At 44.1% G+C, this 13,835-nt stretch carries 13 protein-coding genes; 1 reads left to right on the forward strand and 12 read right to left on the reverse strand.

Going from position 1 to position 13,835, the window contains the following annotated elements; all coding sequences use genetic code 11:
* Positions 1–558 precede the first annotated feature (558 nt).
* The 12 genes from BVE84_RS05275 to BVE84_RS05330 all read right to left on the reverse strand — a co-directional run bounded on the left by BVE84_RS05275 (position 559) and on the right by BVE84_RS05330 (position 11,901).
* Positions 559–1,269: an ABC transporter ATP-binding protein gene (locus BVE84_RS05275; protein WP_076996019.1), complete on the reverse strand. Its 711-nt coding sequence runs from the start codon at positions 1,267–1,269 to the stop codon at positions 559–561.
* Positions 1,269–2,033 carry an ABC transporter ATP-binding protein gene (locus tag BVE84_RS05280; protein ID WP_076996020.1) on the reverse strand — a complete coding sequence of 255 codons (765 nt, stop codon included), beginning with the start codon at positions 2,031–2,033 and terminating at the stop codon, positions 1,269–1,271. Before BVE84_RS05280 ends, BVE84_RS05275 begins: the two co-directional genes overlap by 1 nt.
* Entirely contained in the window at positions 2,033–2,983 is a 951-nt protein-coding gene (locus BVE84_RS05285; protein WP_076996021.1) for a branched-chain amino acid ABC transporter permease, read from the reverse strand. The genes BVE84_RS05280 and BVE84_RS05285 overlap by 1 nt, the downstream gene beginning before the upstream one ends.
* 2 nt (positions 2,984–2,985) lie before the next feature.
* Complete coding sequence (locus BVE84_RS05290; RefSeq protein WP_076996022.1) at positions 2,986–3,873, reverse strand: branched-chain amino acid ABC transporter permease; 888 nt, start codon at positions 3,871–3,873, stop codon at positions 2,986–2,988.
* Between the two features lie 458 nt (positions 3,874–4,331).
* The gene (locus tag BVE84_RS05295; RefSeq protein WP_076996023.1) at positions 4,332–5,513 is read right to left on the reverse strand and encodes an ABC transporter substrate-binding protein; all 1,182 of its coding nucleotides are present in this window, start codon (positions 5,511–5,513) and stop codon (positions 4,332–4,334) included.
* Positions 5,514–5,598: 85 nt separating this feature from the next.
* Positions 5,599–5,874, reverse strand: a complete 276-nt coding sequence (locus BVE84_RS05300; protein ID WP_076996024.1) for a DUF2129 domain-containing protein — start codon at positions 5,872–5,874, stop codon at positions 5,599–5,601.
* Positions 5,875–6,138: 264 nt separating this feature from the next.
* Positions 6,139–6,747: an ATP-dependent Clp protease proteolytic subunit gene (locus tag BVE84_RS05305; RefSeq protein ID WP_076996025.1), complete on the reverse strand. Its 609-nt coding sequence runs from the start codon at positions 6,745–6,747 to the stop codon at positions 6,139–6,141.
* Between the two features lie 240 nt (positions 6,748–6,987).
* Positions 6,988–7,617, reverse strand: coding sequence for a uracil phosphoribosyltransferase (gene upp / locus BVE84_RS05310; protein ID WP_076996026.1), 630 nt, complete (start codon positions 7,615–7,617; stop codon positions 6,988–6,990).
* Positions 7,618–7,733: 116 nt separating this feature from the next.
* Complete coding sequence (locus tag BVE84_RS05315; protein WP_076996027.1) at positions 7,734–7,997, reverse strand: chorismate mutase; 264 nt, start codon at positions 7,995–7,997, stop codon at positions 7,734–7,736.
* Between the two features lie 12 nt (positions 7,998–8,009).
* A complete protein-coding gene (locus BVE84_RS05320; RefSeq protein ID WP_228062189.1) occupies positions 8,010–9,614 on the reverse strand; it encodes an SLC13 family permease in 1,605 nt (534 codons plus the stop codon).
* A gap of 21 nt (positions 9,615–9,635) precedes the next feature.
* Positions 9,636–10,808 carry a MalY/PatB family protein gene (locus BVE84_RS05325; protein ID WP_076996028.1) on the reverse strand — a complete coding sequence of 391 codons (1,173 nt, stop codon included), beginning with the start codon at positions 10,806–10,808 and terminating at the stop codon, positions 9,636–9,638.
* The gene (locus BVE84_RS05330; RefSeq protein ID WP_135017454.1) at positions 10,795–11,901 is read right to left on the reverse strand and encodes a cystathionine gamma-synthase; all 1,107 of its coding nucleotides are present in this window, start codon (positions 11,899–11,901) and stop codon (positions 10,795–10,797) included. Before BVE84_RS05330 ends, BVE84_RS05325 begins: the two co-directional genes overlap by 14 nt.
* Before the next feature lie 169 nt (positions 11,902–12,070).
* Here BVE84_RS05330 and BVE84_RS05335 point away from each other — a divergent pair, with 169 nt between their 5' ends.
* Positions 12,071–13,525, forward strand: coding sequence for a UDP-N-acetylmuramoyl-L-alanyl-D-glutamate--L-lysine ligase (locus tag BVE84_RS05335; protein WP_076996030.1), 1,455 nt, complete (start codon positions 12,071–12,073; stop codon positions 13,523–13,525).
* The last annotated feature ends 310 nt before the right edge of the window (positions 13,526–13,835 follow it).

Raw genomic sequence — 13,835 nt, forward strand, 5'->3', positions numbered from 1 at the left:
GCTCGAAATTGCTCGAAGAACCTAGCTCCCACTAGGTTCTATTTCCAACCTCGACTACTTCGCTTTCACATTTCTAGGCTCAGGCTGAAACAGTCTATCCCTAGACTACTTCGCTCTCGCATTTCTAGGCTCAGGCTGAAACAGTCTATCCCCAGACTGTTTCACTCCACTCCACTGGACCTTGATATAAAGAAAAACGCCTACCGGCGTTTCAGGTTGTAGACAAAGTATCTCTGAGAAAATTTGTCAATGTCAACATCGGAGGATAGTATCCGTGCTCTTATCTCTTTGTGAAAAGGCGAGCGAAGCGAGCCCATAACCGCTACTTTACGCCGTAGCAAAAAGCACCAGAAACAGTATGTTTCTGGTGTTCGGAGATTTTGAGACTCAGGCTCAAAATCTAGGCATGAAATCCCGTAGGGAGTTGCTGCCGTCCGTGATGCCTAAGTAAAGTAGCATAATAAAATAAGCGTTTTGAAGAAAATAGACGTTTTCTTCAGTCTAAAACGCCTACCGGCGCTTCTCATCTCCAACTTAAAACGTGGGGTAACCCACGTTTTAACCACCCAGATAGGCTTTTTTGACTTCTTCTGAGGCGAGGAGTTCTTTTCCAGTTCCTGAGAGGACGATTTTCCCGGTTTCAAGGACATAGCCTCGATCTGCAATAGAAAGAGCCTTATTGGCATTTTGTTCAATCAAAAGAACTGTTGTCCCTTGTTTTTGAATATCTTGAATAATATCAAAGATTTCTTGGATAAAGATGGGTGCCAGTCCCATAGACGGCTCATCAAGGAGCAATAATTTGGGCTGGCTCATGAGCGCCCGTCCCATGGCAAGCATCTGCTGCTCCCCTCCTGAAAGGGTTGCAGCATCTTGATGTTTGCGTTCTTCTAAACGCGGGAATCGGGCAAAAATCTTTTTCAGATTCGCCTGGTTCTCCTCACGATTATTGCGTAAGAAGGCTCCCATTTCCAAATTTTCCATGACGGTCAAGCCAGCAAAGACATGGCGACCTTCCGGTACTTGACAAAGGCCATCTGCCACGATTTTACGAGCAGGCACACGTTGAATCTCATTTCCCAAGAACTCAATAGTCCCAGCAGACGAGCGTACCAGTCCTGAAATAGTCCGCAAGATGGAGGTTTTTCCAGCACCATTAGCCCCAATCAGGGTGACTACTTCTCCTTCATTCACTTGAAAGGTTACATTTTTAACTGCTTCGATGACACCGTAATGAACGGATAGGTTTTCTACTTTTAACATTGACATCAGGCCTCACCTCCAAGATATGCTTCAATGACGCGTTGGTTGGTCTTGATTTCCTCTGGTGTCCCATGTGCGATAAGACGTCCATATTCCAAGACGTAGATACGCTCTGTTACTTCCATCACCAAACTCATATCATGCTCGATTAACATAATCGTAATACCAAATTCATTATTGATTTTACGAATCAAGTGTGTCAATTCCGCTGTTTCTTGCGGGTTCATTCCCGCTGCGGGTTCATCAAGGAAAAGAATCTTTGGCTCAGTTGCCAAGGCACGGACGATTTCCAAACGGCGTTGTTGCCCATATGGAAGATTTTTAGCCAAGGTATCTGCATCCTTGTCCAAATCAAAGATTTTCAAGAGTTCCACGGCCTTTTCTCGTAAAGCTATCTCATTCTTGTAAAAGGATGGTAGACGGAAAAAACTTGCAACAATAGGACTCTTCTCATGGTTACTCAAACCGATTAGCACATTTTCCAAGACAGTCATGTCTTTAAATAATCGAATATTTTGGAAGGTCCGTCCCAAGCCTAGAGAGGCAATTTTAGAAGGTTCCTTGCCATTCAAAGGGACTCCTGCTAGGGTAATCGTCCCTTCACTTGGCTCATAGACGCCCGTCAAAAGATTAAAGAGGGTTGTCTTACCTGCACCATTCGGTCCGATTAGACCTACCAGTTCTCCTTCGTGTAACTCCATGGTCACATCACCAACGGCAGTCAGACCACCGAAGTGTTTGGTTAATTTTTTTACATCAAGAAGTGCCATTAGTTCGCGTCCTCCTTCTTTTTGAAGAATCGAGCAAAAGATAGTTCCTTCGTTCCTAACAGACCACCCGGACGGAAAATCATGAGCAAGATGAGGGCAAGTGAGTAGATAATCATGCTGACACTTGCGTAACTCTTGAGGTAGACGTTTAAGACCCCAAGGACAACCGCTGCTACGAAAGTACCTGTAATGGAGCCAAGTCCACCCAATACAATGATGATTAAAATATTGACAGAGGTCATAAATGCAAAATCTTTTGGCACGATGGTTCCTACATATCCTGCATGAAGTCCACCTGCAATAGCTGCTGTCATCGCACCAAAGACAAAGGCAATCACCTTCATTTTTGCCGGATTAACCCCGACAGATTCCGCGGCAATTTCATCTTCACGGACAGAAATCACCATCCGCCCCATAGGGCTGCGTAGAAAATTCACAGTGAAGATGGTCGTCAGTACAACAAAAACATAGACCAGCTGCCAGTTGGTAAAGAGGGGAATGCCCATGATACCTGCTGCACCATTGGTTAAGCTACCACCGTTGATGATAAAGATGCGGATAATTTCTGCGACACCAAGCGTTGCAATGGCCAGATAATCTCCTTTCAAACGGAGGGTTGGAATCCCTACCAAGAGGGCCACCCCACCTGCCAGTAACATACCGACAAGAAGTGAAATGGCAAACCCGCCATAGCTTGGCATCATTTTCCCAAGCACGCCGACAGAATAGGCACCAATCGCCATAAATCCTGCATGACCGAGCGAGAATTGACCGGAAAAGCCGACAATCAAGTTCAAACCGACAGCCATGATAATGTTAATCCCAATTTGTTGAACAATCTGAATATAGTAGAAGTTCAAGACCCCTGCTGCAACAAGACCTTGAATCAAGCCAAAGCCTGCTAGTAGGACGAGGAGCCAAATTGCATTTACTCTTATATTTCTTGCCATGACTACACCTTCTCTTTCACATTTTTACCAAGAATACCACTTGGTCTGACCAATAAAATGATAATCAAGACAATATATACAATCGCATCACGGAAGGTGTCAAGACCAATCACATAAGTAAAGGTTTCAATGACTCCGATGACAAAGCCACCGAGCGCAGCACCAGGGATAATCCCGATTCCACCTAAGACTGCCGCAACGAAGGCCTTCAAGCCTGGCGTCATCCCCATGAGCGGCTCGATTTGATTGTAATACAGACCCAATAAGACACCTGCTGCACCTGCCAGAGCTGATCCTAGGGCAAAGGTGAAGCTGATGGTACGATTGACATTGATTCCCATGAGCTGCGCAGCATCACTATCAACAGAGACAGCACGCATGGCTTTTCCCATTTTGGTTTTCTTAACGATCAGCTGTAGACCAACCATCAGAAAGAGGGAAACTCCCAAGATAATCAGTTGAATGCTGTCAACTGTGACAGGCCCAAGAGTAAATTTTGTGACTTCTAAGACCTGCGGGAAGGGTTTGACATCTGCCGTAAAGAAGTAGACCATGGTGTACTCGAGGAAGAAGGAGACACCGATTGCTGTAATCAAGGCTGCAATGCGGGTCGAATTTCGTAGAGGGCGATAAGCTAGAAACTCAATGACTACCCCCAAAAGAGCCGTTCCAATCATCGTCAGCATCAGGGTCACAAAGAGACGAATGCCCCCATCTGAAATAAAGGTTAGTCGATTTAAAAGGTAGTATCCCAAAAAGGCTCCCATCATGTAGAGATCGCCGTGGGCAAAGTTAATCAGCTTGATAATTCCGTAGACCATTGTATATCCTAACGCCAGCAAGGCATATACAGAACCTAGAATCAAGCCATTGACGAGCTGTTGAAGCATGCGTTCACCAAACTTTCTAAAAAATTGATTCCAGCCTCTTCCCAATCCTAAGATATAGTCTTTTAGTTTGCTTTTAGTACTTGCTCCACTAGTCTGGGAGACTAGTGGAGGTTGGTGATGAAACGAGGTAACTCGTGTCAATAGCTGCAGGTTGCTTCAACAGTCTAGGGCTAGACTGTTGAAGGTTGGAAATAGGGAAACGGAGTTTCCAACTACCACTTTTTTAATGAAAGGTGGTAGGCTGAAAACCTCCACTGGAGCTTTTCACTCATCGAAGTAATAAAAGAGACGCAGCTGTTTCAGATTTAGTCAATTACAGCTGTGGCTACCTTTAGGTATAAACTAAACGACTATAGAAAAGAGGCTATTGATTGAATGCCTATACACGGCAACGGAGTCCGGGACAAAAGTCCTAGACTCCTTACATTTATCTGTATAGGTTTACTCACTAAAAATGATTACTTAGTCGCTTCTGTAAGAGACACCGTATCAACAGAATCTGCCTTACCATCTTTCAGACTCACCACATAGAGAGATTTTACAACATTGTGGTCCTTATCGATAGACATGTTCCCTGTCACACCATCAAAGTCTTTCAAAGCAGCCAATTTGTCCTTCACTTCAATAGAGTTTTTAGCTCCTTTTGATGCTTCTGCTGCCATGTAAACTGAATCGTACGCAAGGGCCGAGAACATGGATGGCTCTTCACCGTATTCTTTTGTATAGGCATCATGGAAGGCTTTTGCACGATCGCTCGCTGATGGAACAAAGGCAGAAAGGTAGTAGACTTTATTAGCTGCCGAAGCTGTTGCCAGTTCTGCAAACAACGGTGAGTCAAAGCCATCTGACCCAAGGATAGGCTTGTCAATACCAAGACCTCGCGCCTGTTTAACAATCGTACCTGTTTCATTGTAGTAACCTGGCATGATGATGGCATCGAAGTCAAGTCCTTTTAATTTTGTCAGCGCTGCTTGGAAGTCTTTATCTCCTGAGGCAAATGTAATGGTAGAAACAATTTCTCCCTTATAGGCTTTTTGGAAGGATTCTGCAACACCTTTCCCATAGTCAGAAGAGTTGTCATAGTAAAGGACAACCTTCTTGGCATTCAAGCTCTTCGTTGCATATTCTGCCATGATCTCACCCTGATACCCGTCTGTAAAGGTTGTACGGAAGAAGAAATCTTGAACCTTTCCTTCACTATTCACGACGAGGTCGGTTTGAGTCCCTGACGGAGTAATCATCGGTACCCCTGCTGATGTTGCATTGGCAATGGAGGCACCTGATGCGCCTGACGTTGCAGGTCCAATGATGACATTTGCACCTTCGCTTGCAAGACTTGTTGCAATAGTCGCTGCTTCAGCTGTTTCTGACTTATTATCTTTTGCAATAACTTCCAACTTCTTACCGTCAATACCACCTGCTGCATTGATTTCTTTCACCGCAAGGTCGGCTCCATTTTTCTCTGTCTGACCGTAAGATGAAACACTACCTGACAATTCCAAGTTATAACCAATTTTGATTGTGTCGCCTAGTTCTGTACCAGTAGCTGATGAATTTGTACTTGATACATTTCCACAAGCTGCAAGAATACCCATCGAAGCAAGGCTGACCAATGCTAGTTTGAATGTACTTGTTTTCATAAAAACTCCTTAAAACTTTCTTAATATTTGCGATGTATCTAATATACTGAATTATCAGAAAATTGTCAACAAAAAAGAAAAATAATTACAAACTATCTTTCTCTTCTTCCTGATGCCATAAACTCCCCACAAAATTCGTCCCTAATTCCTTCAAATGAGAGGGGACGACCTTTTTGACAAACTTTTCTTTTTTTAGACTTGCCATGAGACTATCTACATTTTCCTGATTCACATATAACAACAAATAGCGTAGACGGCGGGAATGGTAGATAATGTCTCCGTATTGGTTTAATTTTCTCGCATCTCGATTGTAATGCAGGTAGATGGTCAGGCTGATTCGTTCTCGTTTTTCAAATGTCATACTCTTCCTCTTTCGTCTCTTCTCTCTTTCATTATATCAAAAAATAGAGCATTTGATGCAGAAAAGGTCCTCTCTCCCTTCTGCCACCTGGCTAGACAAAAAAGGTCAAGAGCCACTACACCCTTAACCTCCTTATCCTATCACTAAAACTGTCCAGCCTAATAGTTGAATAGACTAGCGTACACAACCGTCCTAGCCAACGAGTCGAGACAGACAGTTTAGACGAAAAACGAACCTTCTATTACTTGCTAACTAGCCGATTCCCTATTTCAGTTGATTGTTTTCCATGATTTGATCAATAAAACCGTAATCTAGGGTTTCTTTAGCACTCATCCAGTAATCCCGCTCCGCGTCTTTATGAATCTGTTTGACACTTTTTCCTGAATTATCAGCAAGAATTTTTTCCAGGGTATTTCTAGTTTTGAGCAAATGCTCTGCTGCGATGGCCATATCGGTTTGTTGCGTACCTCCACCAGTACCGCCCATTGGCTGGTGAATCATGTACTCTGCATGGGGCAACATGAAGCGTTTGCCTTTGGCACCGCTTGAAGCGATAATCGTTCCCATGCTCGCTGCCATTCCCATAACGATGGTTTGCACATCTGCCTTGATAAAATTCATGGTATCCACAATGGCAAGACCTGCTGAGACAGAACCTCCCGGAGTATTGACATAGAGATAGATGTCCTTGGTTGGATCCTGTGCATCAAGAAAGAGGAGTTGGGCAATGACAGAATTAGCCATATTGTCCTCAACTGGACCTGTCAACATAATAATCCGGTCTTTTAAGAGACGTGAATAAATATCATACGAGCGTTCTCCACGGCTGGTTTGTTCAATAACTACAGGAATCATAGTATTCTCCTTTTCAATTTTGAGATTATTATACTTGAATAGTCAAAAAAGGTCAAATAAAAAACTTACCGTCTAAAAAGATAGAAAGAAACCATCTACTACTGTGCCTGTAGCAGCAAGACTGCCCACTGACACTCAATACAGGGGCAAGCAAAGCTCCTTTGGTTATTTATTGAAGTATACGACACTCTATAAAAAGAAGAGGAGGGAGATTTCGACAGTACGAATCCTCTTCCTCCTCCCTTATATCTTTTTTTTTTATTTTGTACCGAATAAACGATCTCCTGCATCTCCCAATCCTGGAACGATGTAGCCTTTTTCATTTAATTGTTCATCTAGAGCAGCAGTGAAAATATCCACATCTGGATGTGCATCTTGGAGAGCTTTCACACCCTCTGGTGCCGCAACAAGGCAAACAAACTTGATGCTGGTTGCCCCACGCTTTTTGAGGGAATCAATGGCCAAGATAGCAGAACCACCCGTCGCAAGCATCGGGTCTACCACAAAAATTTGGCGTTGATCAATATCTTCTGGTAATTTTACCAAGTATTCCACTGGTTGCAAGGTCTCCTCATCACGGTACATACCGATATGACCGACCTTGGCTGCTGGTACAAGACTCAATAGACCATCTACCATACCGATTCCGGCGCGCAAAATAGGAACGATTGCCAACTTTTTCCCAGCAATTTGTTTTTGAACCGTTTTGGTAATAGGGGTTTCGATTTCTACATCCTCTAATGGTAGGTCCCGTAAGACCTCATACCCCATCAGCATGGCAATCTCATCGACCAATTCACGAAAAGCCTTGGTAGGGGTATCCGTTCTGCGCAAGATGGACAACTTATGCTGAATGAGTGGGTGTGTAATAACTTGGAATTTCTCCATGATCTAACCTCTTCTATTTGTTTTTTCCATTTTACCAAAAAAGAGGGAAAAATGCTTGCCAAAATAGCAGGCTTTTAGGATTTTTCAACTCACCTAATCAAAAGGCAGCCTTTCAATTAGTCTAATTGTTTTTGCTGGTAGGCACGTGATAGGCGCATTATTTCGGTATACAATTCTATCAATGGCTCACGCAGGGCCAGATCGTTAAGGTAACTAGAAACCTTTTCAAGCACCTGCGCTTCGCGACCACTATCAAGAACAGGTAGGCCCTCTGCTTTTTTTATAGCAACCACTTCCAAGGCAGTCTGCATCCGCTCTTCAAATAAGCGGACTATTTCGCGGTCAATCTGGTCAATTTTTTCTCTTTGTTTTGATAACATTCGATATTCCTCCTATCGTAAGACAAGTACCCCGAGCGGGTAGAAAATAGCAATGGCTGACAGGATGCTCCAAAGCAACATCCAACAACCAAACAGAAATGTCGTGCGACTGTTGGTCCACTCAGAACCAATTGAAATCGCAACGTAAGGCATGGCTGGTGCCGTCACAAAGGCAAGCGAAGCCATATAGCCGATTCCACAACAAATGACTGCGATATTGGCTGAAAATCGGGAACCAGCCGATTGGTAAATGGTCAGAGCCATGGTGGTCACGACAGAAACGGTCACCAAATTAGAGGTGAAGTTGGTCTGAACTCCCGCCCAAACGACGAAGAAGAGAACCATCCATACTGGGCTAAGTCCGACTACAAATGGTGAGAGCTGTTCATTCAAAAGAGCTACCACTCCTATTTTTTCATTCGATAGGACCGTTCCCAAAGCCAAAGTTGAACCAACTAATAGCATACTGGGCCAATGTACCCCCTTAGAAATGGCCTCTGAAATGTTAACCAGGGGCTTATTGTCTACCTTCAACAAGGCAAGAATGCCGGTCATCAATAGTGGTGGAAACATGATTCCAGCCTGTTTAAAGAAAGTAGCAAAGGACGGAAAAACAGTGGCAAAAATCTCAGGAATCAGCCACATGGCTACCATTCCTAAAAAGAGGCCAACAATCCATCTTTCTCGCTTATCTACAGGTGCTAAACCTGTCAAACTATCCAACTCTCTGATTTGAACATCCTTCGTGTCGATTGTAAACAAGAAGCGGATAGAAGCCAACAAGACCAAAAAGAGGGCCAGCCCTGCTGGTATAGCAAACTGCATATACTGCCAATTACTGATTGCCACCTTGGACAGGGCAGTATATAGTCCCATAGCGGTAATGGCAAAGACATGGTTGATCGGTGTTATCGCAGTCCCAATAGCAATGGTGATAAACATGGCAACCAAGAGATGTGAGGCAGATGGATCACCTTTTTTCCAATCGAATTGCAGGCAAATCTCCTCAAACAATGGCAGTAAAAACATGAAAATGACAGTCGGTGAAATCACGCTACTCAAGAGCAGAACGACTCCCAAGAAGGCCGTGATAAAGTGCGACGGTCGGCTCATGGCAAAGCGACTATGAATCACTTTTGAGGTCACTCGTTTTAAAAATGACGTTTGATTCAAGGCATAGGTCATGACAAAAGTGAACAACAAAAAGACAAAAGTTGTATTTCCAAAAGACCACTGAGAAACTTGACCATAGGTCATCTCTGGAATTAAGCCGAGACTGACTAAGGTCAACAAACTCGGCCAGTCCGTTGCCACAAAGAGCCACAGTACCAAACTCCCAGCCAAGGTTGCAAGAGCAGCAAAGGTCTGGCTAGATAGGCCAAACAGCTGCCAATGAAGCAGGGTGTTAAAGAAGGCAAGGAGCAAAATCCCTATCCCCAAAACTGTAGCCAATCCCCTTTGAAAATCAAACCGACACCTCGTCGCCTCGGTGGACGACAAGCCCCTGTGGGACTCGTCAGCCTCTTTCCTTGAGATAAGATGGAAGAGACTTCTCCCTTTCTCCCCGTTTCCTTTCCTACTGTTGTTTTTCATTACGTACCATCCTTTCTTTTTCATGCCTATTCATCTCCTCTTATCCTAAAATGATCCCTCCCCAAAGACCCTTACAATCCGCTCACAGACTTCCTTAACTGTCTCAAACGGTGTGGCAACATTTAAGCGAGCATGGCTATCTCCTTCTTTCCCAAAAGTCAAACCATCATTTAAAACCACCCGCGCTTCCTCACGCAATTTCTCATGGATTTCCTCATGACTTAAATTGTAGGCTGAAAAATCAAGCCACACGAGATAGGTCCCTTCGGGCTTCATCACTTCAATCTTGGTATGCGTTCCTAAATTATCCATCACATACTCTATGTTCTTCTCTAAAACCGAGCGCAACTCTTCCAACCAAGGCTTACCATAAGAAAGCGCTGCTTCGGTTGCCAAGAGACCAACTGTTGAAATTTCATGATGGTTATGAGCGAGTTGTTGCCTTACAAACCGCTTGCGCAGATCCTTATTTTCAATTATCGCAAAACTATTTTTAGTCCCTGCAATATTAAAAGTTTTCGTAGCTGAGGATAAAATGATCGTGAAGTCTTTAAAATCCGACTGCACTGTATTAAAGCTATGATGCTGGTGGCCAAAGAGGACTAAATCTTGATGGATTTCATCTGATACCAATAAGACCCCATGCTTCTGGCATAGACGACCAATCGCTGTCAATTCCTCCTTGCTCCACACACGACCACCAGGGTTATGCGGGCTGCAGAGAATATACAATTTTACATCTTCCTTGACAAAATCTTTTTCCAACTGATCAAGGTCCAACTCAAAGCGACCATTTTTCTTCATCAAAGAATTGGTGACCAAGGTCCGTTGATTGAGCTTAACGGTACGTGCAAAAGGAGGATAGACTGGGGTATTGATGAGAATGGCATCCCCCTCATTTGTCAGAGCCTGAACGGCAATCGAAATAGCCGGCACAACTCCTTCAATCAACACAATATCCTCTCGTTTGATGGCATAGTCATGCTCCGTTTTTTCCCAGTCAATAATGCTTTGGTAGAGACTATCGCTCGCATACGTATAGCCGAACACATACTCGTCTGCATACCGTCTCACCGTATCACGCAGCTCTTTAAAGGGGAGGAAATCCATATCTGCCACCCACATTTGGAGCAAGTCAGGATTAGCTTCACTCTTCTTCCATTTTTCCGAATGTTGCCCAAGACGATTGGGCCGTGTAGTAAAATCAAATACTTCCATGCGCGCCCTCCAATGCCTGTCTCAAATCTGCAATCAAATCATCCCCATCCTCAATCCCAATAGATAGGCGCAACAAATCATCAGTTAGACCATAGGAATGACGAATAGCTGCTGGAATATCGGCATGCGTCTGGGTCGCAGGGTAGGTAATCAAGCTCTCCACACCACCGAGGCTTTCTGCAAAAGTAAAGACACGCAGTTGGTTTAAAATCCTTGGAATACTCGCTTCATCCACTAACTTGACAGACACCATCCCGCCTTTCCCAGTATAATACACCTCTCGCACTGCCCTTGACTGACGTAAAAACGCCACTATTTTTCGAGCATTTTTGCTGGAACGTTCCATCCGCAGCGCAAGGGTTTTCAATCCCCGCATCAGCAAGTAAGCATCAAAGGGGGATAGGGTAGATCCTGTCGTATTGTGATCATAAAAGAGCCTGTCATACAAGTCCTTGTCATTGGTCATCAAGGCACCAGCTAGAACATCATTATGCCCCGAAAGGTACTTAGTGGCAGAATGCAAGACTACATCAGCGCCCAAGGGAAGCGGATTTTGATAGATGGGACTATAAAAGGTATTATCTACAATGAGCTTGGCACCATGGGCATGCGCTACTTCTGCCACTCTTGCAATATCAAACTCGACCATTAAAGGATTGGTGGGAGTTTCAATAAAAACATAGTCCGTTGCAGCCGTGATCTGATTCAACAGGGTTTCTTCTGAGTCAGCATAAGTAAACTGAAAGCGTCCCCTTGCTTCCTGCTCATTGAACCACCGAAAACTCCCTCCATACAAATCGCGCACAGCCACAATCTGACTACCGACTGGAAAAGTACCAAAGAGCAAGACTAGCGCTGCCATACCAGAACTTGTCACCAAGGCATAGTCAGCCTTTTCAATCGCTGCTAAGGTTTTCTCCACATTCACGCGCGTTGGATTTTTGGTCCGGGTATAATCAAAGCCTGTCGATTGACCAAATTCTGGATGCTGGTAGGTCGTTGATAAATGAATCGGCGATACCAAAGCTCCTGTTCTCTCATCCGAGTGAATCCCAGCCTGTGCCAACAGGGTATCTATTTTATAATCTGCCATACAGTCCTCCTTCATGAGTTCTATAGCTATTTTAGCATTTATTAACAGAATTTCCATGAAAATAGCCAAAAAGGCTATAGTCTTTTTTCAAAAAACACTATAGTTGTTTGCTATAACCTATCCTCTCCTTTTACTTGTCAATCTCTAGCAATCAGTTTACAATAGAGGTATGATTAGACTAAACACTGTATTAACTATTTTAAAGCATGACCATAATTTTCGTGAGATAATCAATGCGGGAACGTACAGCTATCACTGTCCGGTCGAAGAGGTCTTTGAGCAGATTAGCTATGACAGCCGAAAGGTTGACTCCAAGACCCTCTTTTTCGTCAAAGGAGCCCAGTTTAAGCCTGCCTTTTTAGAAACGGCCATTGCAGCTGGTGTCCGCTTTTATATCGCTGAAAAAGATTATGAAGTGGGCATTCCAGCTATTATCGTCACTGATGTCAAGCAGGCCATGAGTTTGATTGCTATGGAGTTTTACGGTCACCCACAAGACCAGTTGAAGCTCCTAGCTTTTACAGGTACAAAAGGCAAGACGACTGCTGCCTACTTCGCCTACTCCATTCTCCAACAAAGCCATCAACCAGCCATGCTGTCTACCATGCATACAACCTTGGACGGGCAAACCTTTTTCAAATCTGCTCTGACCACTCCTGAAAGCATAGACCTCTTTGCCATGATGGCAGAAGCGGTCTCAAATGGCTGTAGCCACCTGATTATGGAAGTCTCCAGCCAGGCCTATCTGGTCAAGAGAGTCTACGGTCTCACCTTTGATGTCGGTGTCTTTCTCAACATCAGTCCGGATCACATCGGTCCGATTGAACATCCTAGCTTTGAAGATTACTTTTACCACAAGCGACTCTTAATGGACAATAGTAGGGCTGTTGTCCTAAATAGCGGGATGAGCCATTTTCAACTTGTCAAAGACCAGGTCACTGACATCCCTCATGACCTCTATGGTCCCCAATCAGACAACTGTATCCTAACTTCTCAAGCCTTTCATTTTGAAGTAGGGGGCCGTCTCGCAGGTCACTATGATATTCAACTGATCGGTCAGTTCAACCAAGAAAATGCTCTGGCCGCAGGGCTAGCCTGCCTGCGTTTAGGAGCGAGTTTAGCAGATATTCAAGCAGGAATTGCCGCAACAAGCGTCCCTGGACGCATGGAAGTTCTCACCCAGACAAACGGGGCAAAAGTCTTTATCGATTACGCCCATAATGGCGATAGTGTGAAAAAATTAGTCGATGTTGTCCTCGCTCATCAAACAGGTCAAAGCATTCTCGTCCTCGGTGCAACAGGCAATAAGGGAGAGAGCCGTCGCAAGGATTTCGGGCAGCTCCTCAACCACTACCCCGACCTCCAGGTTATTCTGACGGCAGACGATCCAAACAAGGAGGACCCAGCCATGATTGCAAAGGAAATCCAGTCCTATATGGAAGGTCCGAGTCAGGTTATCGTAGACCGCGAGAGAGCCATCCAAACGGCCCTTTCCATGACCAAGACCCCACAAGATGCCGTCATCATCGCTGGAAAAGGGGCGGATCAATACCAGATCATCAACGACACTAAGGTCCCCTATGCAGGAGACTTAGCCATTGCTAAACGGTATTTAGGAGATTAACGGAAGCTAGACAAAATTGTCTAACTTCCGTTATTTTTTAGTTTTTTGATTTTTATAGTCTTTTTCTACTATTTGTCAAGTCTATCAAGGCTTTAAGCAAAAAAATAAAGTATAACAGTAGCTATTTTGAGGCTACTACCTTATTCTTGTCACTGATTTAGCTATAAAAGGGCATGACAAAACGAGGCTGGGCAAAAACTAGCTTCTCACAATAAAAAAACGAGCAATTCCAATTAGGAGTTGCTCGTTTTCCATTTCATGCTTTATAATTATAATAACCACAAAACAACTAGAAAGGCATGAAAATGTA

Source organism: Streptococcus azizii (assembly GCF_001984715.1).
GTDB classification, from domain to species: domain Bacteria; phylum Bacillota; class Bacilli; order Lactobacillales; family Streptococcaceae; genus Streptococcus; species Streptococcus azizii.